This window comes from Streptococcus sp. 27098_8_186 (assembly GCF_041432055.1).
Classification (GTDB): domain Bacteria; phylum Bacillota; class Bacilli; order Lactobacillales; family Streptococcaceae; genus Streptococcus; species Streptococcus dentalis.
This window is the reverse complement of sequence record NZ_JAPVYV010000002.1, coordinates 188838-213935: the sequence shown is the minus strand read 5'-3', so window position 1 is coordinate 213935 and position 25098 is coordinate 188838. Positions and strand designations below refer to the sequence as shown.

General features: G+C 41.7%; 18 protein-coding genes. 3 read left to right on the top strand and 15 right to left on the bottom strand.

All coding sequences use genetic code 11. The annotated features are described in order from the left end of the window. Positions 1-61 precede the first annotated feature (61 nt). From O3602_RS03770 to O3602_RS03700, 15 genes are all read right to left on the bottom strand, one after another. Positions 62-481, bottom strand: a complete 420-nt coding sequence (locus O3602_RS03770; protein ID WP_003012328.1) for a F0F1 ATP synthase subunit epsilon — start codon at positions 479-481, stop codon at positions 62-64. A 13-nt stretch (positions 482-494) separates the two neighbouring features. Then, the gene (gene atpD, locus O3602_RS03765) at positions 495-1901 is read right to left on the bottom strand and encodes a F0F1 ATP synthase subunit beta (RefSeq protein WP_003011794.1); all 1407 of its coding nucleotides are present in this window, start codon (positions 1899-1901) and stop codon (positions 495-497) included. 85 nt (positions 1902-1986) lie between these two features. Continuing rightward, on the bottom strand, positions 1987-2868 hold the full coding sequence (locus O3602_RS03760; protein WP_003011829.1) for a F0F1 ATP synthase subunit gamma: 882 nt from the start codon (positions 2866-2868) through the stop codon (positions 1987-1989). 15 nt (positions 2869-2883) lie between these two features. Further along, on the bottom strand, positions 2884-4389 hold the full coding sequence (atpA, locus tag O3602_RS03755) for a F0F1 ATP synthase subunit alpha (RefSeq protein ID WP_003011619.1): 1506 nt from the start codon (positions 4387-4389) through the stop codon (positions 2884-2886). Between the two features lie 15 nt (positions 4390-4404). Continuing rightward, positions 4405-4941, bottom strand: coding sequence for a F0F1 ATP synthase subunit delta (locus O3602_RS03750; RefSeq protein ID WP_003012143.1), 537 nt, complete (start codon positions 4939-4941; stop codon positions 4405-4407). After that, positions 4941-5435 carry a F0F1 ATP synthase subunit B gene (atpF, locus tag O3602_RS03745; RefSeq protein WP_003011817.1) on the bottom strand — a complete coding sequence of 165 codons (495 nt, stop codon included), beginning with the start codon at positions 5433-5435 and terminating at the stop codon, positions 4941-4943. Before atpF ends, O3602_RS03750 begins: the two co-directional genes overlap by 1 nt. A 19-nt stretch (positions 5436-5454) precedes the next feature. Then, positions 5455-6168: a F0F1 ATP synthase subunit A gene (gene atpB / locus O3602_RS03740; RefSeq protein ID WP_003011581.1), complete on the bottom strand. Its 714-nt coding sequence runs from the start codon at positions 6166-6168 to the stop codon at positions 5455-5457. Positions 6169-6201: 33 nt separating this feature from the next. Beyond that, the gene (locus O3602_RS03735; RefSeq protein ID WP_003011669.1) at positions 6202-6402 is read right to left on the bottom strand and encodes a F0F1 ATP synthase subunit C; all 201 of its coding nucleotides are present in this window, start codon (positions 6400-6402) and stop codon (positions 6202-6204) included. A gap of 230 nt (positions 6403-6632) precedes the next feature. After that, a complete protein-coding gene (locus O3602_RS03730; RefSeq protein WP_371611169.1) occupies positions 6633-12506 on the bottom strand; it encodes a ZmpA/ZmpB/ZmpC family metallo-endopeptidase in 5874 nt (1957 codons plus the stop codon). Positions 12507-12738: 232 nt separating this feature from the next. Beyond that, entirely contained in the window at positions 12739-14166 is a 1428-nt protein-coding gene (glgA, locus tag O3602_RS03725; RefSeq protein WP_003012102.1) for a glycogen synthase GlgA, read from the bottom strand. Further along, complete coding sequence (gene glgD / locus O3602_RS03720; RefSeq protein WP_371611168.1) at positions 14166-15302, bottom strand: glucose-1-phosphate adenylyltransferase subunit GlgD; 1137 nt, start codon at positions 15300-15302, stop codon at positions 14166-14168. The genes glgA and glgD overlap by 1 nt, the downstream gene beginning before the upstream one ends. After that, positions 15292-16434 carry a glucose-1-phosphate adenylyltransferase gene (locus tag O3602_RS03715; protein WP_021152896.1) on the bottom strand — a complete coding sequence of 381 codons (1143 nt, stop codon included), beginning with the start codon at positions 16432-16434 and terminating at the stop codon, positions 15292-15294. The genes glgD and O3602_RS03715 overlap by 11 nt, the downstream gene beginning before the upstream one ends. Positions 16435-16484: 50 nt before the next feature. After that, the gene (glgB, locus tag O3602_RS03710) at positions 16485-18392 is read right to left on the bottom strand and encodes a 1,4-alpha-glucan branching protein GlgB (protein ID WP_371611167.1); all 1908 of its coding nucleotides are present in this window, start codon (positions 18390-18392) and stop codon (positions 16485-16487) included. 328 nt (positions 18393-18720) lie between these two features. Then, positions 18721-20454 (bottom strand): phosphoenolpyruvate--protein phosphotransferase, encoded by a 1734-nt coding sequence (gene ptsP, locus O3602_RS03705; RefSeq protein WP_003006414.1) that lies wholly within the window; start codon positions 20452-20454, stop codon positions 18721-18723. Between the two features lie 2 nt (positions 20455-20456). Continuing rightward, positions 20457-20720 carry a phosphocarrier protein HPr gene (locus tag O3602_RS03700; RefSeq protein WP_003006411.1) on the bottom strand — a complete coding sequence of 88 codons (264 nt, stop codon included), beginning with the start codon at positions 20718-20720 and terminating at the stop codon, positions 20457-20459. 475 nt (positions 20721-21195) lie between these two features. Here O3602_RS03700 and nrdH point away from each other — a divergent pair, with 475 nt between their 5' ends. The 3 genes from nrdH (at position 21196) to nrdF (ending at position 24761) form a co-directional block, all read left to right on the top strand. Continuing rightward, positions 21196-21414, top strand: coding sequence for a glutaredoxin-like protein NrdH (gene nrdH, locus O3602_RS03695; RefSeq protein ID WP_003006408.1), 219 nt, complete (start codon positions 21196-21198; stop codon positions 21412-21414). Between the two features lie 114 nt (positions 21415-21528). Continuing rightward, on the top strand, positions 21529-23688 hold the full coding sequence (gene nrdE / locus O3602_RS03690) for a class 1b ribonucleoside-diphosphate reductase subunit alpha (RefSeq protein ID WP_049472150.1): 2160 nt from the start codon (positions 21529-21531) through the stop codon (positions 23686-23688). A 113-nt stretch (positions 23689-23801) separates the two neighbouring features. Next, positions 23802-24761 carry a class 1b ribonucleoside-diphosphate reductase subunit beta gene (nrdF, locus tag O3602_RS03685; protein WP_003011591.1) on the top strand — a complete coding sequence of 320 codons (960 nt, stop codon included), beginning with the start codon at positions 23802-23804 and terminating at the stop codon, positions 24759-24761. The last annotated feature ends 337 nt before the right edge of the window (positions 24762-25098 follow it).

Genomic DNA, 25098 nt, shown 5'->3' with positions numbered 1-25098 from the left:
CTTTTGATTCTCACTCAATAAAAATAAGGTGAGGTCAAAACCTCCACCTTATTTGAATATGTTATAAACGATTTCCGACATTAATCCGGTTAATGGCGCGTTGAAGAGCAATTTTAGCACGACGTTCCATATCAACCGAATTCTGATCCTTGGCTTCTTCTATCGCTTTTTCAGCTCGCAGTTTAGCACGTTCTGCACGACTAATGTCGATATCTCGAGCACGTTCGGCAGAATCGGCAACAATGGTAATGACATTATCAGCTACTTCGATAATTCCCCCATTAACTGCAATCCAATCAATATGTTTGTCATCGTCGACACGACGAACCTTTACTTGGTCTACAGCCAAAACCGCAATGGTATTGATATGATGAGGTAAAATCCCTAATTCACCATCAATTGTCTTGACAGATACAAATGCGGCATGATGATCATAAACCAGTCCATCCGGTGTAACGATTTGGACGTTCATTTGACTCATCCTTCACCTCTTCTTAGAATCCCATTTTTTCAGCTTTGGCAATCACATCTTCGATTGACCCAACACCACGGAAGGCATCTTCAGGAAGATGGTCATATTTCCCATCCAAAATTTCTTTAAAGCCACGAACAGTTTCCCCAACTGGTACATAAGACCCAGGTTGACCTGTAAATTGTTCCGCAACGTTGAAGTTTTGTGATAAGAAAAATTGGATCCGACGAGCACGAGCCACCAAGGTCTTTTCTTCGTCAGACAATTCATCCATCCCCAAGATAGCAATGATATCTTGCAATTCATGGTAACGTTGAAGGACGCGTTTGACTTCAGAAGCTACTGCATAGTGTTCTTCTCCTACGATTTCTGGAGAAAGGGCACGTGAGCTTGATGCCAATGGGTCCACCGCAGGGTAGATCCCCAATTGTACCAATTTACGTTCCAAGTTGGTGGTTGAATCCAAGTGAGCAAAAGCGGTTGCTGGCGCTGGGTCTGTGTAGTCATCGGCTGGCACATAGATGGCTTGGATGGATGTAACAGAACCTTTCTTCGTTGACGTAATCCGTTCTTGCAATTGACCCATTTCAGTGGCCAAAGTAGGTTGGTAACCAACGGCTGATGGCATCCGTCCCAAAAGGGCTGATACTTCAGATCCGGCTTGGGTGAAACGGAAGATATTGTCGATAAACAAGAGAACGTCCTGACCTTCGACATCACGGAAGTATTCCGCAATGGTCAAACCAGTCAAGGCAACACGCATCCGTGCTCCAGGTGGCTCATTCATTTGTCCAAAGACCATGGCTGTTTTTTCAATAACGCCAGATTCTTTCATTTCCCAGTAAAGGTCATTCCCTTCACGTGTCCGTTCCCCAACACCGGTAAATACAGAAATACCACCATGTTCTTGGGCAATATTATGGATTAATTCTTGAATCAAGACGGTCTTCCCAACTCCGGCACCACCGAAGAGTCCGACCTTCCCACCTTTCAAATAAGGGGCTAAGAGGTCAATAACCTTGATCCCTGTTTCAAGAATTTCTTCTGAAGTAGAGAGCTCGTCAAAGGATGGAGCTTTTTTGTGGATGGAGTCACGAGGAGCATCCTCAGGAAAAGGTTGATCCAAGTCAATGGTATCTCCAAGAACATTGAAGACACGTCCCAAGGTTTCTTTTCCGACTGGAACAGAGATTGGACGACCTGTGTCCAAGACTTCCATTCCACGTGTTAAACCATCAGTTGATTCCATGGCGATGGTCCGTACGACCCCATCACCAAGTTCCAAAGCTACTTCAAGAACGACTTTTGATTTTTGTTGGTCATTTTTATAGACTACAAGCGCATTATTGATCTCAGGAAGTTTATCTCCAACGGAAAAGGCAACGTCTACGACGGGACCTACGACCTGAGAAATTTTGCCTAAACTCATGTCATTCTCCTATTCTAAGTAATTTCTACTGCTCAAAAGTTCTCTTTCGAGCATCTGTTTTTGTATTTAAAATTGTATCCGACAACTATTCAAGGGCGCTAGCACCTGCAACGATTTCGGTAATTTCTTGTGTAATCGCTGCTTGACGAGCACGGTTGTATTGAATCGTTAATTCATCAATGACTTTCTTGGCATTGTCTGTTGCAGTTTGCATGGCCATCATCCCAGCAGCATTTTCAGCTGTTTTAGCATCAATAATGGCACCATAGATCATGCTTTCAGCAAATTGAGGGAGCAATTGATCCAAAATGGCATCTCGACTAGATTCCAATTCTAGATTCAATACATAATCCTCATCTGCTTCATTGGGGTCCAAATCAATAATTGGAAGCATCTGTTCCACCCGCATTTGGCTAGTCAAACTGTTGACGTGATGGTTGTAACAGACGTACAACTCATCAAACAAGCCTTCCTGATACATTTGGACTGTTTTCGAAATGATCTTACGAACTTCCTTAAAGCTAGGCTGATCTGGCAAACCACGCAATTCATAAACCGGCTGAATCCCACGGGCACGGAAGAAATCCGCACCCACACTTCCAATACAGATCACTTCAAAGTCATCTCCAGTTGGATGGTATTCTGCCTTCATTTCCATCATGGTTTTAAGGATGGAGGCATTGTAGCCTCCGACCAAACCACGATCAGATGTAATGACGATATAAGCTGTCTTTTTTACCGGCCGACTCACCAACATGGGATGGGACTTGGCATTTTCTGTTTCATGTCCATGGAGCAAGTCTGTTAGTAACTTACGTACCTTAGCGGCATAAACCTGAAAATCCTTGGCTGCTTGCTCAGATTTCCCGAGTTTAGCAGCAGACACCATCTGCATGGCATTGGTAATTTGACTAGTATTTTTAGTGGATGCAATTTTATTTTTTATATCATTTAATGAAACTGCCATCTTCCACTCCTATTTCTATTTGAAATTTGACTGGTTGACAAATTCTGTAAGGGCTGCATCCAGTTCTTCTTCTGCTGGAAGATCATGTGTCGAACGAATCGTCTCAAAGATTTGATCATAATGTGCTTCAAAGTAATCAAACAACTCTTCTTGGAAACGAAGAATGTCGTCTACTGGAACACTATCTAAGAAACCATGTGTCAAAGCATACAAGATCACGACTTGTTTTTCAACTGTCAAAGGTTCATGAACAGGTTGTTTCAATACTTCAACTGTTCGGCGACCACGGTTCAATTTCGCTTGAGTCGCAGCATCCAAGTCACTACCAAATTTCGTGAAGGCTTCCAATTCACGGTAGGAAGCGAGGTCGATACGAAGAGTACCCGCAACTTTCTTCATAGCTTTGATTTGGGCAGCTCCCCCTACACGGGATACAGAAGAACCTGCATCAATGGCTGGACGAATACCAGCATTGAACAAACTATCTTGCAAGAAGATTTGTCCATCTGTGATCGAAATCACGTTGGTTGCGATATAAGCAGAAATATCTCCTGCTTGGGTTTCAATGATTGGAAGAGCTGTAATAGAGCCACCACCCAATTCATCTGAAACTTTAGCTGAACGTTCCAACAAACGGCTGTGGAGATAGAAGACATCCCCTGGGAAGGCTTCACGTCCTGGTGGACGGCGAAGAAGAAGGGACAATTCACGGTAAGCTACGGCTTGTTTTGACAAATCATCATAGACGATCAAAACGTGTTTACCGTTATACATGAACTCTTCTGCCATAGCAACCCCGGCATAAGGTGCCAAGTAGAGCAATGGAGACGGTTGAGAAGCCGAAGCGGTTACCACAATCGTATAATCCATGGCTCCGTATTTACGAAGAGTTTCCACTTGCGTACGAACTGTTGATTCTTTTTGACCAATCGCCACATAGATACAGATCATGTCTTGACCCTTTTGATTCAAGATGGTATCGATAGCAATCGAAGTTTTCCCTGTTTGACGGTCCCCGATAATCAATTCCCGTTGACCACGTCCGATTGGAACGAGGGCATCAATGGCTTTCAAACCAGTTTGTAGGGGTTCTGAGACAGATTTCCGTTGCATAACACCAGGAGCTGGTGTTTCAACTGGACGGAATTTATCTGTCACAATCTCACCCAAACCATCCACTGGTTGGCCAAGTGGGTTGACAACCCGACCAATCAAGGCATCCCCTGCAGGGACTTCCATGATTTTACCTGTACGACGGACAGAGTCTCCTTCACGAATATCCGTGAAATCACCCAAGATGATGATCCCGACATCCGTTGTTTCTAAGTTTTGGGCCATCCCGTATGAGCCATTTTCAAAGATCAACAACTCACCACTCATGGCATTTTCAAGACCATGAGCACGGGCAATCCCGTCACCAATGTAGGTTACAACACCTGTCTCAGTGACGTCAAAGTTTGGCTTGAAATTTTCAATTTGTTGCTTAATTAAAGCGCTGATTTCTTGTGCGTTAATCGCCAAAATTCACACCACTTTCTATTTCAATTTAGATTTTATAACTTGCAATTGGTGTTTGAGACTGGTATCCAACGTTTTATGATTGGCTGTCACGACAAAGCCACCAATTAAATCCGGATCGATCTTTTGTTGGATCGAGCGAACTTGAATCCCAAATTTTCTTTCGATAATGGGGATTAGCTTTTGCTCTTGAACAGGATCCAAACCAGCAACCGTCGTAACAGTGACGACAAAAGCGTTGCTCAACAGTTGAATCTGATCCAAACAAATCGTTACAATGTCATAAAATAAGGCTTCACGATGATTGAGAATAACCACTTCAATCAAATGGTCGAGTAATTGTGAATCAGAGGGTTGAAAAAGTCTTAGACTTTTTTCTTTCTCTTCATCCTCTACACCGATATGAGCTAAGAAGTTAGCAAGTCCAGTCTCTTCAAAAATCCCCTTGATTTGGGTCAATTTTTCAAAGACTAGGTCTTGTTCTCCTTTTTCAAAGACCAATTGAACAAAAGGCTGGGTATATTTCTCAATCACCATCAGTTGCTTTTTGTCCATTAGGCTTCTCCTAATTCATCAAGATAGCGATCGATCAGTCGGCGTTGACCTTCAGCATCCAGCTGTTGGCTCAACAATTTGCTGGCAAGATTGACAGTGAGATCTGCCACATCGCCTTTGATACTGTTCAATGCTTCTTCTTTGTTATGCGCAATTTCTTGTTGCGCTTTTTCTTTCAAACGTACTGCTTCTTGAGTGGCTTCTGAAAGGATCTGAGATTTATTCTTTTCTGCAGTTTCCTTTGCATTTTCGACGATAGACGCAGCTTCTTTGCGACTACCTGCCAACTCTTCTTCACGTTTACTTGCTAGTTCCTCAGCTTTTTGACGAGCTGATTCTGCTCCATCAATATCATCTGTAATCTTTTTGGCACGCGCCTCTAAAATATCATTGATATTGTTCCAAGCAAATTTCTTTACTAAAAAGATTAATAATAGGAAGGAACCAGCAATGAGAATAAAGTTACCAATAATTTCACTCATTGATACATGCATTCTTTTACTCCTCCTCTACTTACTCTTCGCCATTAATTTTCTTACCAATGTAGAGAGATGACAACATGGTAAATACATAGGCTTGGATACATGAAATGAAAATTGAAAATGCAGTCCATGCCATGCTTCCAATAAAGGCAACTGGATACCAATAGAAAGCTTGATGTGATAGACTCACGAGCAAGCTTGCTAATACTTCACCGGCAAAGATATTCCCGAAGATCCGAAGAGCCAAGGAGGCAAAATTCGTGAATTCTTCCAAAATATTCATGGGTGTCATAAACCCTGGTGTTACAAAGGCCTTCAAATATTCCTTCACACCACGACGACGAATCCCTTCAACATGGGCGATCAGGGTGATCAAAAATGAGAAGGCAAAGTCATAACCGAGGTTAGCGGTCGGTGAAGTCCATAAATTGTAACCGTTGGTTGTTTCTAGTTTTGCCATCAATCCAATGTTATTGGCAACTAAAAGAAAGAGGAAAAGAACAAACAAGAACAAGGAGTAATCCTTCATGTAATGTTCACCAATATTTCCTTTTGTGAAGCCTACGACAAAATCATATGCATATTCCAGCACATTTTGTTTGCCTTTTGGTCGGATCGACATTTTTCGACTGGCCCAATAAATGAAGCCAAAAACGGCGAAAACAGAAATCAGGGTCATAGCAAGTAGGGTCAAATTAAAAGATACAGGTCCAAGAGTAATCGTTGGATTGATACTTTCTTCCAAGGTTTGACACCTCCTTTTCTAAAATAGAAGCGTCTATTTGATAATAAAGGCCATAACCAAGGTTACGAAGAAAGTACCTTCGACAAAGGCAACACCAAGGATCAAAAGACTACGTAATTGACCGATAATTTCTGGTTGACGAGATGCAGATTTGAACAGGTTGCTCATCATCAAACCTTCCGCAAGTGACACACCAAAACAGGCTAAACAAAGACCTAAAAATGTTAAATTCATGATGAATTCTCCTTTTATAAATTTTACTACCTTAGTTTACTCCTAAAAGATATAATAGTCAAATATTTCCTAGAAAAGAAAGCGTTTTTGTTAAATTACGTTATTTTTTTAATATGATAATTTTTCCTATCTACTATTTTTTCATTTAAATTTTTAGACACTTTGTCCACCTCTACTCATTTCTTTCTTCAAAAAAACTCCCACCTGATCAGCAGATGAGAGTCAATTGATTATTTAAAGATAGAAGTTTTAAAACTATCTGTTTGTTGAAGTAGTTTCTTAAAGAGTTTTTCTTTCAAAGCAACAGTATTGTCAAATTTGACAGAGCCATTCTTCAAGCTGGCCTGATCTTTTTCAACTGCAGTAGCGAAAGCTTGTTTCAAGTCATCATAAGTGCTGTAAGTAGTGCCATCAACTTCAATAGCCTGCATTCCATTTTTGGCACTGGTCACCACTTCATTGAAGTATGCTTTCTTCCAGTCTTCAAGGGTACTGAATGTTCCATCAGAAATCTTTTGAATGATGTAATCATCTCCTAGAGTCGCATGACCTGCTTGTTTGGATTCTTGTTTATACTTGTTTGAAGCATACCCTAAGAAGCCTTTTTCGTAGCCATAGTATCCCCAGAGTCTGAAGGTATTGTGTTTGAAGGACATGGCTCCAGGAGCCCCTTCACTGGTGTTCCCACCATAGATCCCTGTCATCATCGGTACAGTCACATAGGCTGAGCCAAAGTCAGATGGATTATAGACCCCATTTCCAGGACCACGATTGGTCATGAAGTTGTTAGTGATGAGGTCATCGACTGTATGTAAAGCAATCGCTTTTTCCTCATCACTCAAAGGACGCACCTTATCAAATTGATTCTTGGTGTTAGCCCCTCGGTATTGCTTGTCAACCTTCTTGAACCAAGCATTGTTTAATGCTTGACTGCCTTTATTAAGGACAGCTTCTCCTTCTAGGTAATCCAGAAGCATGAGGGTGTCATTATAGCCCTTCATGTAGCGATCAATGTCCTCGCGTGAAGTGAGATCATTTGGATTGGTATTGTACCATTGGTTTCCATCATTAGGACGTTCATAGGCCATGTTGAGACCAAGGGCCTTGTATTCCCCATTTGGATTGGATACGGATGGTGTTTGGAGCATGCCTTGGGCAAAGGCTTCGATATCGGTTCCTTCGCGGTGTCTCCAACCACCTAAGTAAACCATACGGTCATTGACGTGCGTTGTTTCGTGCGTGAAGGCAGAGACCCCAAAGTCACTGATCATATCCGTCACCATGAAGAAGACAGAATCATCTTTATATGGATTTCCGTAAATTCGCGCCACTGCTCCCATCCGCCAATCTGTCGCATGGTAACGATCGGTTGGACCATACAATTCACGGATTGGAGCGACATCTTTGCCATTGTTGGTATGGCCATAGCGGTCTGTACTAATGCCCTTGTAGTTTTGGTTATCAAGGACAGGGGTCGGCACCATATTGTTGCTCTTCAAGAGTTGATTGCGAACCTTATCCGTTGCTAGACGTGACCAGAAATCTAGGTAATTCTGTTGTCCTTTCGCCACCTTATCAATTTCAGCTTTGAAGGCATTCCGCTCTGCTTCCGTGTTCTTACCATATTTCTCGAAGGAACTATAGGCCATGGTGTTGTAAGTTGAAATCAAGAACATATGAGCATCTTTTAAGTTCAAGAGTGGCAAGATCATTTTACCGTGAACATCATTGTTTAAGCCCTCATAGGCTCTATGCTTAGCAGTTGCGAACGCTGGATTGGTCGTCTCAGGCTCCACAATATAGACATTGTCTTTAGTTGCTTTGATGAACCAATCATTCAAGTCTGTCTCTTTTGTGAAGAGCTCCATATTGTACTTCAGGAAGTCATTTAGGTTCCCAGAAAGAGTCGATTTAGCAACGACTTCCCGGAAAGCATCGTGGGTACGAGTCCCTTTGATGTAGTCTTCTTTTAAGCCAATTTCAATCAAGCGGTCTAAAACATCGACATTCTTCCCATAGAAGTCTGGCTTGAACAACATGAGCTGCTTAAGATTGACATCATCGAACTTCACTCCGTAATAGCGATTGAGGTAAGAAAGCCCCAAAAGAACAGCAGCCTTATTGTCCTCAATTTTCTTGATGAGCGCACGTTTGGCAGCTTCATCTGTATTTAATTGATGATCTTGGTTTTCAACCAGTTGTTTGACAAAGTGAGTCAGATTGTCCTTGACTTCTTGGAAGCTCTCCTCGAGATAAAGGTTCTTAATGGCATTGACTTTGTTAGGACCTGTTCGACCTAAGTGTGTGTAGATAGGATCTGATTGTAATTCTACAGGGCTTAATTTTTCAACGATCGCATGAATGAGATCGCTCCGGTCCTTGTCCACCATATTCGGCGTATAGACCACTTCACCGAGCTCCGCTACACTGTACTCTTTGATTTGTTTAACTTTAGAGTCTTTCGGCGTCATGCTAAAGATATCTTTTGTCTTATCGGCATAATGGATCAGAATGTGATCAGCATTAGCTAGTTCAGTGACAAAATCATTGCCCTTCATAGCGGTCACAGACAAGACTTCCTTGGTCAAGAGAGGACTCGTTGCAGCCAATTTATTCCCTTGGTCGACAATCCATTCTTTGTTGTAGAATGGTTGCAATTTAGCAATATTGCGGTAAGCTAGCTCATGAGTCGCATCGTAACCAGTGATGGCCTTGTATTGATCGTCTTTGTTAACAAGGTGATTGAGCGTATCTTCAATCGGTTTGCTGCTGGTAAATTTATCAGCAGTGATTCCCATTGCTTCGATTTTCTGCTCAGCTTCTGCCAGAGAGATGCTTGGGATTTTACGGGAGTTGTTAAAGGATTTTTTCCCTTCACTCACACCTTCCACACTGTAATTGCGCTTGGTTCTTGAGTAAGTGAAGTAATCATCCGCATCAATATCCGAGTGTCCGAAGACCATCTCACCTGTTTTGACTTTCATCATGGTGATATTGTCTTCAATAGTCCCCAAGGCCCAGTTGGTCCCTAGTAATCCACCAGATTGCACCGCTTCTTTGAGTTCAATCGAGCCTTTAGCAACTGAATTTCTAAGGACTCCTTCTTTACCTACTGTATGGTTATTTGCTCCATTTTGAGAGGAATAAACTAAACCTGCAGCTTTTGCTTTGTTCCCAGTGATTTCAGCATCAACGTAAGCTTTTTCAACAACACCTTTCCAGTTCTCGCCAACAACACCCGCTAGATAGCCACCTTTGTTACCAGCAGCGTGCAATTTACCGATAAAGGCAACATTGCTGATCTTCCCACTGCCATCAATTTTATTGATGATCCCTGCTACGTCATTGTTCCCGACAACACTTCCTGTTACTTTAACATTCTCGACAGTTGCATTGTTTTTGATGACACCTGCGATTGGTGCAACTCGATCAACTCCAGGTAAGTCAATCGCAACATTTTCAAGCAAGAGATTCTTAACCGAACCACCTTCGATGTTTCCAAACAATGGTCTGGTAATATTATGAATGGCAAATTTATTTCCATCCGTACTTTCTAAAATCCCCTTGAAGGCATTGGTCACATAGGATTTTCCTGCTGGCTGGACATTGGCCGCATTCATATTGCTACCCAGTTTAAAGGTACCAGTCGGATTGGCTTGCATGGCTTTTATAAGTTCGTTGAAATTGTAGTAGACATCACCTTCATGTGCTTTGGGTTTTGCAATATAGTGGATATAGTCCTCACTAAACTGGCTGTCCGCAGTCCGTTGGATAAGATCAGGAGCTTTGGCTGTTACTTTGTAGAGGGTCGTGCCATCTACCGTCACTTCTTCTATTTTATCAACGGCCAGTTTTGTGACCTTATTATCATGGGTGGTGACCTTTAAGTAGTAAGGCTTCACATCTAATGGTGTTTCAGACAAGAGGCTGCTATCTGTTTCAAGACCTTGGTCATCCACGCTAATCAGACTGTTTTCCTTGATGTTTTTGATTTCAACTTTTTTAAGATCAATTCTCAGAGGTTCTTCCTTGAGAACTTCTTCTTCATCCCCATTTCCACGGTCATAGACCATAGTCGTTGCGAGCGTATAATCCTTGTAGTAGTCTAAGTCCGATAGGGCAGCTGCTAAGTCCGTCTCTGAAAGGGCGAAAGTTTTCACAACTTGATCACCCTTCTTCAATACAGCTTGGATGGACTTGATGGTTACACCATCTGGTTTGTCCAAACGATAAGTAGCTTTAGCACTGCGCTTCAATTCTTCCTTATCGACCTGGGTCAAAGTCAAGGTTGGCTTGTCAAGTTCTTTGGTCCCTTTTTGAATGATCCGATCTTGAGCTTGTTCAACTACTCCCTCCGTAACCGTTGGGGCATCCGCCGTTTTAACTCCCTTGATGGTCTTGTAAACCTTGGTGATTTTCTTCTTCCCATTCTTACCGACTTGAGAAACCCTTTCAGTTCCTTTTAGCAAGGTGGCATCTTGTTCGGTTACCGTCTTAAATGGAATTTCTTCAAAAGCAACTTCCTCTTTTTGGCCTTCAATAGCCTTGGTCCCACGACTAATTTTTTCTGTCACAGGAGCTTTGACCGTTTCAGTGGTCGTACTGAGAGGCTCTCCAATCTTCTCACCATTAACCGTCTTATAAACACGACGAATCTCCTGGCTACCAGCCTCTCCTTTTTGAAGGAGGCTTTCTTCATCGGTGTAACGATTGGCGTCCGTTGCATACTCTGTTCCATATGGAAGGATTACCGTTTCTGTCTCTGTTACAGTCCCTTCCGTTACTTGATAGGTTGGGTTCTCCGGTTGAATAGGAGCTTCGCCGACATGGCCTTCTTCCTGCGTCCCTTTGGCTTCTACCACACCTGTATAGACTGGATTCTCCGGTTGAACAGGAGCTTCGCCGACATGGCCTTCTTCTTGTGTTCCCTTAGCTTCCACTACGCCTGTATAGACTGGATTCTCCGGTTGAACAGGAGCTTCGCCGACATGGCCTTCTTCTTGTGTTCCCTTAGCTTCCACTACGCCTGTATAGACTGGATTCTCTGGTTGAACAGGAGCTTCGCCGACATGGCCTTCTTCTTGTGTCCCTTTGGCCGTTACAACTGGAGAAGGGCTGGGTTGAGGGGTTGGTTGGGCATCTTCTTTTGTCCCGACAGCAAGAATTTGTGAAACTGGTTCTTTAGTGACCTTGCTTTCAACTACTCTGCGAACTTCTTGTCCATCTACCACACTCACTTCCGTCAATATGGTCCGCTCCCCATTTTGACCAGCAGTCAGCACCTTGGTTTGCCCTTTGGCTAATGTAGGATCAGCTTGGGTGACAGTTTCAAATGGCACAGGCTCAGTAGAGACTTCAAGACTTGGTTTTTCAACTTGAGGAAAGGCTGGGGCAACTTCTGGAGTCACACGCGCTTGTGGTTCTACTTGTGGAATCCCTGTACTTGTTTTGATCGTCCCTTCTACAGAAGATTTCGTTTCCTGCATAGCCTTTGGTTCTTGTAAGCTCGTCTTTTGGACTGACGGGTAGCGCAAGTAGCCCACATAGTCATAGCCGTCAATTTGAATCACGCCATTTGAAAGATCTTTGCTTGATGAGATCGCAAGATCCTGATTATAAGCGCGCAAAACTTGATTTTGTAGCGCTGCGACTTCAACAGGTAGTAGAAGACTTTGTCCCATAACTCCAATCAAAAGGACGCCGATGATCTTCTTCCGGCGCTTTTTAGAGAGCAAGAGGACCGCAAAGGAAGCTGTAGCTAGACTTAGGCCAAAGAGGGCAACTTCCTGACTTCCTGTTTGAGGAAGAACTGGCTGAGTTGTTTCCTTCTTCTTATAGACGAGATAGAAAGTATCTTCATTTTGATATTCTTCAGGGATTGCATGAATCACCTGTGCTTTTTCTTCAGCAGTTAGCTCTTCTTCTGTCACATAACCTAAATGCACATGAGCAGGTAGGGTCACTTGATCAGCTTTGACAGGACGAGCTCCTAACAGGCTTCCTCCTAATAAAAAGGCACCAATGGCCACAGGACCAACCCCGACAGATAATTTTCGAATCGAATATTTGGTCATTTTTTCAAAAATTTGTTTCGCTTTTTTCATCCTATAATTCCTATATAGTAATATTTAACCCTCAAGCAGGGACCTGATTATTTCTAGAGAGGCAGGGATCCTTTCTAGAAATAAGAACCTTCCCGGGATTTTTTACCTTTACCTATCTTATCTTTTTTCTTCTATTTTAGCAAGCTCTAAAACTCAAAAAATAAACCGTCCTCTTTATAGGAAGAAAGCATACTAAAAAACGCCTCGAAAGGCGTTTGTATCATCGATCTATTTATAAGGATTGGTACAAATCATTGTATCGTTGACTAGCCGTATCCCATGAGAAGTCACGCGTCATAGCTTGTTCTTGGAGACCATACCAAGCCTGTTTGTCATTGTAGTAGACAGCCAAGGCTTCATCAACTGCCCAGTTAAACCAATAACCAGACAAATTATTGAAGCTAAAGCCTGTTCCACTTCCATCAACAGCATTAAACGGTTGAACCGTATCACGAAGTCCGCCGACTTCATGCACTAAAGGAAGAGTTCCATAACGCATGGCCATCATTTGAGAAAGGCCACACGGTTCAAAACGGCTTGGCATCAAGAAGACATCTGACGCTGCATAGATTTCTTGTGCCAATTGGACATCAAATGTGATATTCGCTGAAAGTTTGTCTGGGTAGGCTTGACCAAACCAAGCAAAGGCATTTTCAAATCCAGGATCTCCTGTACCGAGCAAGACAATCTGAATATCCTTTTGCAAAAGTTGATGCAACTCTTCTACCACCACATCAAAACCTTTTTGACGTGTCAAACGAGAGACGATCCCAAACAAAGGAACATCATCGCGAACAGGTAGACCAACACGTTCTTGAAGAGCTCGTTTACTAGCTGCTTTACCTGAAAGATCTGAGAGACTGAAGTGATACGTTAAGAGCGGATCCGTTTCAGGATTATACAGATCTGCATCAATCCCGTTAACAATTCCGGTCACCTTACCAGACTCCATCCGAAGGATCTGATCCAAGCCACAACCATATTCAGCAGTCATAATCTCATGCGCATAGCTAGGAGAAACAGTTGTCACACGGTCAGCATATAGAATGCCGGCTTTCATCCAGTTCAGGCAATCATTCCACCGAAGCGTTCCATCTGCATAGCGTTCAAATCCAACTCCGAATAGATCCCACAACATTCCTGGGTCGAACTGACCTTGGAATTCCAAATTATGGATGGTCAATACTGTCTTAATTCCATGATAAGCTTGAATCCAACGATATTTTTCCTTCAGCAAGAAAGGAATCATCGCTGTATGGTAATCATGGGCATGAAGAACATCTGGAATGAAATCAACTCGTTCCATCGTTTCTAAGGCCGCGAGCTGGAAGAAGGCAAAGCGTTCGCCATCATCAAAGTCACCATACACATGTCCTCTAAAGAAATAGTGTTGGTTATCAATAAAGTAAAAGGTGACTCCATCGCGCACAATGCGTTTCACACCCACATATTGACTTCTCCAGCCAACCTTGGTCTCAAAATGCAAGACATCTTCGATTTGATCTCCAAACTTGGCCTCTACCATATCATAGTAAGGGAGGATCACGCGCACATCATGACCACTTTTCGCTAAGGATTTAGGAAGAGCGCCAATAACGTCTCCCAAACCACCTGTTTTAGAAAACGGTGCTCCTTCAGCTGCAACAAATAATAGTTTCATTAGACAATATCCTCTGTAACAATCGTTCCTTTTTTAACCACGACAGGTGCTTCTTCTGTCCCACGAATCGTCACACCAGCAGCCACTTCAACACCCTTATCCAGTATGGCATGTTCGACGATTGCATTTTCATGAATCACAACACCAGGGAAGAGAAGGCTACTGCGTATTTCTGAACCTTCATGAAGGTGTACCCGACGTGAAACAACAGAGCGTTCAACGGTCCCTTCTACAATACTACCCGAAGCAAATTGAGATGTTTTAATATGTGAAGTCTTGGAATAATACGTTGGTTCTTCATTCTTCACTTTCGTATATACTTTTTGGTTTGGTGAAAAGAGCTTCATGAATTTTTGGTTTTCCAACATATCCAAGTTTGCATGATAGTAGGATTCCACTGAATGAATATTGGCTAGGTAGCCTGTATATTCAAAGGCAAAAGCATTGTATTCCACCGCCAAATCACGCAAGATATAGCGTAATTTTTGTGGATATTCTTTCTTGGCTTCTTCTTCAATTTTTTCAATCAACCAAGGAGTGTCCACAATAAAGACATCTGTTGACATTTTGTAGACTTCATCAGGATCCTTGCCATCAAAAAGTTTTTGATCTGTAACATGGTCTGTTTCATCAATTTCCAAGACAGCATTGACTTCAGAGATATTTTGAAGATGCAACTTCTTATAAACCACTGTAATCGGACGATCAATGGTATTATGAAGGTGGAAAATCTGATTGAGGTCAATATTCATCAAAACATCACAGTTTAAAGCAACTGTTTGGTTGGAACCAGACCGTTTCAAATAGGTCAACAATTGTTGGTAATATTCTGGCCCTACCGTTGTATTTTCAACTGGAGTATTATAGATTCCGAGGTAATAGTGGCTCAATAAAGTAGACAAGCCCCACTCACGACCTGAACGAATATGGTCAAAGACCGAACTAATATTTTCTTGTTGGAAAATCCCAAAAACACTACGAATGCCAGCATTCGCAAGACTAGACAACGGGAAGTCAATCAAGCGGTATTTCCCATCAAACGGTAGGGATGCTACCGGACGATGGCTGGTCAAAGTGGACATATCATGATACCCAACTGTATTTCCTAAAATGGCTGAATATTTATCAATCTTCATCTGTTGCTACCCCCACTTTTTCATTGTAACCGACAACTTGCACTTCCTCTGTTCCATCAATCACGACACCTTCTGCAATGACTGCACCTTCTCCGATAATCGCGCGTTTTACGACAGCTCCTTTACCGATAATGGCATTGCTCATCACGACAGCATCTTCAACAACTGCTCCTTCACGAACTTGAGCTTCTGTTGATAAGATGGAGTGTTTGACTGTACCGTCTACCGAACAACCATCGACGACAAGAGAATCTTCGATGTGGCCATGTTCCCCAAAGAAGTTCGGTGGAGAAATGAGGTTGCGTGAATAGATTTTCCAGTGACGATCGCGACTATCCAAGGCATTATTCGGATCGATATATTCCATATTGGCTTCCCAAAGAGACTCAATCGTACCAACGTCTTTCCAATAACCATTGAATTCATAAGCATAAACACTTTCGCCTGATTCTAGATAAGTTGGAATGACATTCTTACCAAAGTCTGACATATCGATATCGCTCTTTTCAGCAGCGACCAACATATTGCGGAGACGAGCCCAGTCAAAGATGTAAATCCCCATGGAAGCCTTGGTAGATTTTGGTTCAGCTGGTTTTTCTTCAAATTCAACAATCCGATTATTAGCATCGGTATTCATGATCCCAAAACGACTCGCTTCCTTCAAAGGTACATCTAGGACGGCAACAGTCAAGCTCGCATTATTATCCTTGTGCGCTTGAAGCATATCATCATAGTCCATCTTGTAGATATGGTCACCAGAAAGAATCAAGACATATTCAGGATTGATGCTGTCGATATAGTCGATGTTTTGGAGGATGGCATGACTAGTTCCTTCGAACCAACGATTTCCTTCACTAGCTGAATAAGGTTGCAAAATAGAAACACCTGTATTGATTCCATCCAAGCCCCAGCTGGAACCATTTCCAATATGACTATTGAGGGCCAGTGGCTGGTACTGTGTGATCACACCAACATTGTGAATTCCTGAGTTGGCGCAGTTTGATAGCGCAAAATCGATAATCCGATAGCGCCCACCAAATTGAACCGCAGGTTTTGCGATGTTTTTGGTTAATTTTCCAAGACGTGTTCCTTGCCCACCGGCAAGAATTAAAGCGAGCATTTCATTCTTCATTGACTACTTCCTCTTTTTAAAGCTTGGACTCCCATAGAGTCAACCGATCGTCATTTCTTATCTGATGTTTTAGATTTTGTCTTACGCACCTTGCGTTTTACCTTCCAAATGCTAGCTCCTAAAGCCGGCAAGGTAAAGGTCAAGGTTTGTTCATAATCCTTCCAAAGTCCCTCTTGAGACTGAACTGTCGGATTGTGCTCTTTCCAGACACCTCCCCATTCTTCTAATTCTGTATTCCAAATTTCTTCATAGACCGCTGATACAGGCACACCAATCGTAAAGTCCTTGCGTTCTACTGGTGCCATATTGAAGACACATACTAGAAGCTCGCCTTTACGATTCTTCCGGATCATAGACAAGACGCTCTGATCCCGGTTATCTGCATCAATAATCTCTAAGCCATCAAAGCTATCATCAATCTCCCACAATTCTTTGTGTTCTTTGTAGAAATGATTGAGCTGAGAAGTGAAACGACGCATCTTAGCATTCATTTCATCCTCTAGATTGCTCCATTCCAGTTGCTCTTCAGACTTCCATTCCAAAAACTGACCAAATTCTGAACCCATAAAGAGTAGTTTCTTACCTGGATGGCAAATCTGATAGGTCAAGAGGTTACGGAGTCCAGCAAATTGATTGTAACGATCTCCCCACATCTTATGCATCAAACTTTTCTTACCATGCACCACTTCATCGTGTGAAAATGGTAGTAAGAAGTTTTCAGAAAATGCATACATGTAGCTAAAGGTTACCAGGTTAAAGTCAAATTTCCGGTAGATGGGATCTTCTTCGTAGAATCGAAGGATATCATTCATCCAACCCATATTCCATTTATAGTCAAAGCCAAGACCACCCTCTTCTTCAGGACCTGTGATCTTTTGACCAGCAGAACTTTCTTCCGCAATCATCATGACATCTGGGTGTTCGTTCTTGATAATCGCATTCAAACGTCTAAGGAAATGAACGCCTTCGTAGTTGAGGTTTCCACCATCAATATTTGGTGTCCATGGACCACTATCGTAGTCCAGATAGAGCATATTGCTCACAGCATCGACCCGAATTCCATCTAAATGATAAGTTTCAATCCAAAACTTCAAACTAGAAATTAAGAATGACTGGACTTGATTTTTTCCTAAATCGAAGTTCAAAGCTCCCCATCCGTAGTTATGGGCTCGATGTTCATCCTGGTATTCAAAGGTTGGTGTTCCATCATAATAAGCCAAGGCATCATCATTAATAATGAAATGTCCTGGTACCCAATCCACGATCACTCCGATATTATTGAGGTGGCATTCTTCCACGAAGTCTTGAAACTCTTCTGGACTACCATAAGTCTGCTCGAGTGCAAAATATCCCATGAGCTGATAGCCCCAACTCAAGCCCAATGGATGGGCCATCACTGGCATAAATTCCACGTGGGTGTAGTTCATCTCCACCAAATATGGAATCAATTCTTCTTTTAGTTGTTTGAAGGTATAGGAACTGTGATCCTCATTACGTTTCCACGATCCTGCGTGAACCTCATAAATATTAACAGGTCGTTCCTTAAAACCAAGTTTTTTGCGGCGTGCTCTCCAGAGACCATCTTTCCAGTTTTTCTCTGGAATGGTCTTAATAATAGATCCTGTATTGGGTCTCTTTTCCATCCATAACGCTAGAGGATCGATTTTTTGCACCTGATGACCATTTTGTCGAGTCACCAAATACTTGTAAATATCTCCCTCTTTTGCATCGGAACAGAAGACTTCCCAGACGCCTCCTTCATTACGAACCATTGGAATTTTACGGGCTTCCCAATCAGTGAAATCACCAATCAGATCCACCGCCTGAGCATTGGGAGCCCAAACACGGAAGGTAAAGCCTTCTTGTTCTCCCCTTGTTTCCTTGTTAGCTCCTAAGTACTCTTGAAGATGGAAATTATCCCCTCTTCCAAATGTCCATAAGTCTGTGCTTCTATCCATATACTCACCTCTTTATTTTTGAAAGCGTTTTCTATTTGATCTTATTTTACTACAAAATCACTTAATTTTCAAGTTGATTCCTGTAAAATCATGTAAAATTATCAGGAAAAGTTTTTCCATTTTCTTTCCCGAACCTTTTACTTCATTCCTTCGCTTTCCTCCTAATCATACTTACGATTATACTATATATACTAGGAAAATTAAACAAAAAACCGAACATTTAAATCACTATTTTTATTACTAACTAGTTTATTACGAATAAAATGAACATTTTTATGAACAATGTAAAAAAAGACTAAGACAGATTTGTCTTAGTCTTGTTGAATTCTTAGTCTACGTTCACGTATTCTTTTGAAAGTTCAAGAACTTCTTCCATTGTTGAACATTCAGTAAGAGCACGGTTAGCGTATTCTTGCATTTTAGCAGTGTCGAGTTTCTTCATCAAGCTACGTGTACGAAGGACAGATGTCGCTGACATAGAGAACTCATCCAAGCCCATTCCGACAAGAAGTGGAACAGCAGTTTGGTCACCGGCCATTTCACCACACATACCTGCCCATTTGCCTTCAGCGTGAGCCGCTTTGATCACGTTGTTGATCAAACGAAGGATAGATGGGTTATATGGTTGGTAAAGGTATGAAACTTGTTCGTTCATTCGGTCAGCAGCCATTGTGTATTGGATCAAGTCGTTTGTACCAATTGAGAAGAAATCAACTTCTTTAGCAAATTGATCCGCAAGCATTGCTGCAGCTGGGATTTCAATCATGATCCCTACTTGGATATCGTCTGCAACAGCAACACCTTCCGCAAGCAATTTAGCCTTTTCTTCTTCAAGAATACCTTTAGCTGTACGGAACTCAGTCAACAAAGCAACCATTGGGAACATGATCCGTAATTTACCGTGAACAGATGCACGAAGCAAGGCACGCAATTGTGTACGGAACATTTGATTACCAGTTTCAGAGATAGAAATACGCAAAGCACGGAAACCTAAGAATGGGTTCATTTCTTTAGGAAGGTCGAAGTAAGGAAGTTCTTTATCCCCACCGATATCCATTGTACGAACAACCACAGGTTTACCGTTCATACCTTCAAGAACAGCTTTGTAGGCTTCGTATTGGTCATCTTCCGTTGGGAAGTCTTGAGAATCCATGTACAAGAATTCTGTACGATAGAGACCAACAGCTTCTGCTCCATTATCGTTTACACCTTCAACGTCTTTAGGTGTACCAATGTTGGCAGCCAACTCGAAGTGTTTGCCATCAGCAGTCACTGTTTTCGCATCTTTAAGGAGAGCCCATTCAGCTTTTTGTTTAGCGTAAGCTTCACCAGCTGCTTTGAACTCTGCAATTTGTTCTTCAGTAGGGTTGATCACCACTTCACCAGTGATCCCTGAAACAGCCAAAACATCGCCATCTTTGACAAGTTCTGTGATGTTATTTGTACCAAGAACAGCTGCGATTTCAAGTGTACGAGCCATGATAGCTGAGTGACTAGTACGTCCACCAATATTCGTAACAAAAGCTTTTACATACTTTTTGTTCAACTGTGCTGTATCAGATGGAGTCAAGTCATGCGCAACCACGATTGCTTCTTCATTGATAGAAGCAGGGTTTGGCAATTTCTTACCAAGCAAGTTGGCAAGCACACGTTTGGTAACGTCACGAATATCTGCTGCACGTTCTTGCATGTAAGGATTGTCTTCCATTCCTTCAAAGATCGCAATGAACATGTCAGTGACTTCTTTTAAGCCTGCTTCTGCATTGATTTTTTTCGTACGAATCGTTTCTTTGATCTGACCAATCATTTCAGGGTCAGCCAGAACCATCATATGCGCATCAAAAACTTGCGCTGCTTCTTCACCAAGGCTTGCTACTGCATTCTCCCGAATAAGAGAAAGCTCGTTTTGTGAAGCTTCAAGAGCTGCATCCAAACGAGCTTCTTCTGCACTTGTATCTTCGACTGAAACAGTCTCAAATGATAAGTCTGGTTGAATGAGCAAATATGCCTTAGCAACAGCAACACCATCAGATGCTGCAATTCCTTTTAGCATTTTTGTCATATTTAAGCCAATCCTTCTTTTGTCATTGTTTCTGAGATAGCTGCGATCGCATCATCAGCATCAGCACCTTCTGCAGAGATTACAACGTCTGCTCCTTGACCAACACCAAGGCTCATAACACCCATGATTGATTTCAAGTTAACTGATTTACCTTTGTATTCAAGAGTAATATCTGAAGCAAATTTGCTAGCAGTTTGAACCAACAAAGTTGCTGGACGTGCGTGGATACCTGTTTCTGCCACGATGTGGAAATCTTTAGAAGCCATAATTGGACTCTCCTTTTTAAAAATAGTTTTTGAGTTACCTTTTGATAACCCTTACAATTTGGTATTATATCATCTTTTGAAATTTTTTTCAAGATTTTTATCACTGACTTACAGAAAAAGACTGCGAAAAATCCCAATTTAGATACATTCTAAGAAGCACCTGAAGAACAGATAAAGTATCTTTTCAATTTTCTACTATACTATAAGTAATATTTTCCTCCGTTTTCAGTAAAATGAACCTACTGAACCACAGGATATTGATTCAGCAAAAAATTATAACTAATTAAAGATGCTTTAAAACCTTTTCCTATCTCATTTTTTGAAATTTTTCATCTTTTACCAACCACAATATATTGTGCTTTGAAAACTCCATTTCATTTCTTTGCACAATATTTAGTTTTATTTTGTTGACAAGTTGCTGGATTTTGTTTATACTGTTTACAGATTTATATTTCGATAGGAGAATGGAAAAGAAATGGTAACCATTTATTCAAAAAATAATTGTGTTCAGTGCAAAATGACCAAGCGATTCCTCGATAGCAATCATGTGGAATATCGCGAAATTAACTTAGATGAACAGCCAGAATTTGTAGAGCATGTTAAAAACCTTGGTTTCAATGCTGCTCCAGTTATTCAAACACCGGATGAAGTATTTTCTGGTTTTCAACCAGCTAAGTTGAAGAAACTTTCTTAATAAACACAGTATTTTGCTTAAATAGGGTCTAGCGTTAGCAACCTAACACTAGACTTTTTACTTGTAAAGAGAGGACTTCTCCTCTTCATTTTTTTGAACTAGAAAAGGATTATTATGGGATTAAAATCTCTTGAAGATGTGACGTATTTTCGTCTTAACAATGAAATCAACCGTCCAGTAAACGGCCAAATCATGCTTCATAAGGATAAAGAAGCTTTGGATGCGTTCTTTAAAGAAAATGTTGTACCAAATACTAAAGCCTTTGACTCGATTACAGACAAGATTCAGTACCTTCTCGAGCACAATTACATTGAGAGAGCTTTTATCGAGAAATACCGTCCTGAATTTTTAGAGGAATTGGCCCAATTTATCAAAGACCAAAACTTCCAATTCAAGTCCTTCATGGCAGCCTACAAATTCTATAACCAATACGCTTTGAAAACAAATGATGGAGAATACTATCTTGAAAGCATGGAAGACCGTGTCTTCTTCAATGCTCTCTATTTTGCAGATGGAAATGAAGCTATCGCGCGAGACATCGCAAACGAAATTATCCACCAACGCTACCAACCAGCTACTCCTTCTTTCTTAAACGCTGGACGTGCCCGCCGTGGAGAATTGGTTTCATGTTTCTTGATCCAAGTTACCGATGATATGAATGCGATCGGACGTTCCATCAACTCTGCCCTTCAACTTTCACGTATCGGTGGTGGGGTTGGGATTTCCCTCAGCAACCTTCGTGAAGCTGGCGCACCAATCAAAGGATATGAAGGAGCCGCTTCTGGGGTCGTACCTGTTATGAAACTCTTTGAAGATAGCTTCTCTTACTCTAACCAATTGGGACAACGACAAGGGGCTGGGGTTGTTTACCTCAACGTCTTCCACCCAGACATCATCGCCTTCCTTTCAACTAAGAAAGAAAATGCTGATGAAAAAGTTCGGGTTAAGACTCTCTCACTTGGGGTAGTCGTGCCAGACAAATTCTATGAATTGGCTCGTAAGAATGAAGAAATGTACCTCTTCAGCCCTTACTCTGTGGAACGTGAATACGGAGTACCATTTAACTACATCGACATCACTGAAAAATACGATGAGTTAGTCGCTAATCCAAATATCCGCAAGACAAAAATTAAGGCACGTGATTTGGAAACTGAAATTTCTAAATTGCAACAAGAATCTGGCTATCCATATGTAGTTAACATCGATACTGCTAACCGGGCAAACCCTGTTGATGGGAAAATCATCATGAGTAACTTGTGTTCAGAGATCCTACAGGTTCAAGAACCAAGCTTGATCAACGATGCCCAAGAATTTGTCCAAATGGGAACAGACGTCTCATGTAACCTTGGTTCAACCAACGTGGTTAACATGATGACTTCACCTGATTTTGGTCGTTCGATTCGTGCCATGGTTCGTGCTTTGACCTTCGTTACAGATAGCTCTCATATCGTGGCCGTTCCAACTATCGACCACGGAAATAAACTGGCGCATTCGTTCGGACTTGGAGCAATGGGACTTCACAGCTACCTTGCGCAACAATTGATTGAATACGGATCACCTGAGTCTGTTGAGTTTACAAGTATCTACTTCATGCTCATGAACTACTGGACTCTCGTAGAATCAAATAACATTGCGCGCGAACGTGGTGTTACCTTCCACAACTTCGAAAAATCTGATTATGCCAACGGTACTTACTTTGATAAGTACACGACTGGAGAATTTGTACCAAAATCTGATCGCGTCAAAGAACTCTTTAAAGATATCTTTATCCCAAGTGCTGAGGATTGGGCAGAACTGCGTGCTAAAGTTCAAGCAGATGGTCTTTACCACCAAAACCGCCTAGCTGTCGCACCAAATGGATCTATCAGCTACATCAATGACGTATCTGCTTCTATCCACCCAATTACACAACGGATTGAAGAACGCCAAGAGAAGAAAATCGGTAAGATCTACTACCCTGCAGCAGGATTGTCAACGGAAACGATTCCTTACTACACTTCTGCCTACGACATGGATATGCGAAAAGTCATCGATGTCTATGCTGCTGCAACTGAGCATGTAGACCAAGGTCTTTCACTGACTCTCTTTATGCGCAGCGATATTCCAAAGGGTCTTTACGAATGGAAAACTGAAAACAAACAAACCACTCGTGACTTGTCTATCCTTCGGAACTACGCCTTTAACAAGGGTATCAAGTCTATCTACTACGTCCGTACCTTTACAGATGATGGTGGAGAAGTTGGCGCCAACCAATGTGAAAGCTGTGTCATCTAATCCGCTATCCTAGATAGCTATCAAAAGTCGGTTCGCCGACTTTTTGTGCGGTATTCTATCAATTTATGGTAGAATAGTAACGATTGAATGAATAGAAAAAGAAAGTGATGCAAATGGAAACATACTACAAAGCCATTAACTGGAATGCGATCGAAGATGTCATCGATAAATCGACCTGGGAAAAACTGACAGAGCAATTCTGGTTGGATACACGTATCCCTTTGTCAAACGACTTGGATGACTGGAGAAAGTTGTCGAATAAAGAAAAAGACCTAGTTGGTAAAGTCTTTGGGGGATTAACCCTTCTAGATACCATGCAATCTGAAACAGGTGTGCAAGCTCTTCGTGCGGATATTCGTACTCCCCATGAAGAAGCTGTCTTTAACAACATCCAATTTATGGAATCTGTCCATGCTAAGTCTTACTCTTCTATCTTTTCTACTTTGAATACTAAGTCAGAAATCGAAGAGATTTTCGAATGGACCAACACCAATCCTTTCCTTCAAAAGAAGGCAGAAATCATCAACGAAATCTACCTCAATGGGACTCCCCTTGAAAAGAAAGTAGCCAGCGTTTTCCTTGAAACCTTCCTCTTCTACTCTGGTTTCTTCACACCTCTCTACTATCTTGGAAACAACAAATTAGCCAACGTAGCTGAGATCATCAAGTTGATCATTCGGGACGAATCAGTTCACGGAACCTATATCGGCTACAAGTTCCAACTTGGATTTAACGAATTACCAGAAGAAGAACAAGAAAAACTCAAAGAGTGGATGTATGATCTGCTCTACACCCTCTATGAAAACGAAGAAGGCTACACAGAGAGCCTCTATGACGGTGTGGGCTGGACAGAGGAAGTCAAGACCTTCCTTCGCTACAACGCCAATAAAGCCCTCATGAACTTGGGACAAGATCCGCTTTTCCCAGACTCAGCAGATGACGTTAACCCAATTGTCATGAACGGAATCTCAACCGGTACCTCTAACCACGACTTCTTCTCTCAAGTCGGAAATGGTTACCTTCTCGGTGAAGTAGAAGCCATGCAGGATGACGATTATAACTACGGTTTATAAGAAGAAAAACCTTTCCATACGGAAAGGTTTTTTTGTTGATATTTTTTGGGAATGATCGCTTAGGGCTTGTAAAGAGCGTAAAAATAAGAATTAAAGTATTCCTGCAAAAATATAATTGACATCTAATATTCAGAAACATTCAAATAGATTCTGGAAATTTCCGCCGTGAGAAAAGTGCCTGAGACTTAATAGTCTCAGGCACTCGGAATTCTTGAGACCTTAATCTCAAGAATTAGTCATGGAACTTCGTAGAAGTTCGCTGACGTCCGTACTCACCTAAGGAAATTTTATCAGAAGTCTTTTAAATTCAATCTGATACTTACCCTAAGGTATTTCT

Excerpts from the sequence above, each read along its gene's own strand:
- O3602_RS03770 (WP_003012328.1), bottom strand. The coding sequence starts at position 481 with ATGAGTCAAATGAACGTCCAAATCGTTACACCGGATGGACTGGTTTAT.
- atpD (WP_003011794.1), bottom strand. The coding sequence starts at position 1,901 with ATGAGTTTAGGCAAAATTTCTCAGGTCGTAGGTCCCGTCGTAGACGTT.
- O3602_RS03760 (WP_003011829.1), bottom strand. The coding sequence starts at position 2,868 with ATGGCAGTTTCATTAAATGATATAAAAAATAAAATTGCATCCACTAAA.
- O3602_RS03750 (WP_003012143.1), bottom strand. The coding sequence starts at position 4,941 with ATGGACAAAAAGCAACTGATGGTGATTGAGAAATATACCCAGCCTTTT.
- atpF (WP_003011817.1), bottom strand. The coding sequence starts at position 5,435 with ATGCATGTATCAATGAGTGAAATTATTGGTAACTTTATTCTCATTGCT.
- O3602_RS03735 (WP_003011669.1), bottom strand. The coding sequence starts at position 6,402 with ATGAATTTAACATTTTTAGGTCTTTGTTTAGCCTGTTTTGGTGTGTCA.
- O3602_RS03730 (WP_371611169.1), bottom strand. The coding sequence starts at position 12,506 with ATGAAAAAAGCGAAACAAATTTTTGAAAAAATGACCAAATATTCGATT.
- glgA (WP_003012102.1), bottom strand. The coding sequence starts at position 14,166 with ATGAAACTATTATTTGTTGCAGCTGAAGGAGCACCGTTTTCTAAAACA.
- glgD (WP_371611168.1), bottom strand. The coding sequence starts at position 15,302 with ATGAAGATTGATAAATATTCAGCCATTTTAGGAAATACAGTTGGGTAT.
- O3602_RS03715 (WP_021152896.1), bottom strand. The coding sequence starts at position 16,434 with ATGAAGAATGAAATGCTCGCTTTAATTCTTGCCGGTGGGCAAGGAACA.
- glgB (WP_371611167.1), bottom strand. The coding sequence starts at position 18,392 with ATGGATAGAAGCACAGACTTATGGACATTTGGAAGAGGGGATAATTTC.
- ptsP (WP_003006414.1), bottom strand. The coding sequence starts at position 20,454 with ATGACAAAAATGCTAAAAGGAATTGCAGCATCTGATGGTGTTGCTGTT.
- O3602_RS03700 (WP_003006411.1), bottom strand. The coding sequence starts at position 20,720 with ATGGCTTCTAAAGATTTCCACATCGTGGCAGAAACAGGTATCCACGCA.
- nrdH (WP_003006408.1), top strand. The coding sequence starts at position 21,196 with ATGGTAACCATTTATTCAAAAAATAATTGTGTTCAGTGCAAAATGACC.
- nrdE (WP_049472150.1), top strand. The coding sequence starts at position 21,529 with ATGGGATTAAAATCTCTTGAAGATGTGACGTATTTTCGTCTTAACAAT.
- nrdF (WP_003011591.1), top strand. The coding sequence starts at position 23,802 with ATGGAAACATACTACAAAGCCATTAACTGGAATGCGATCGAAGATGTC.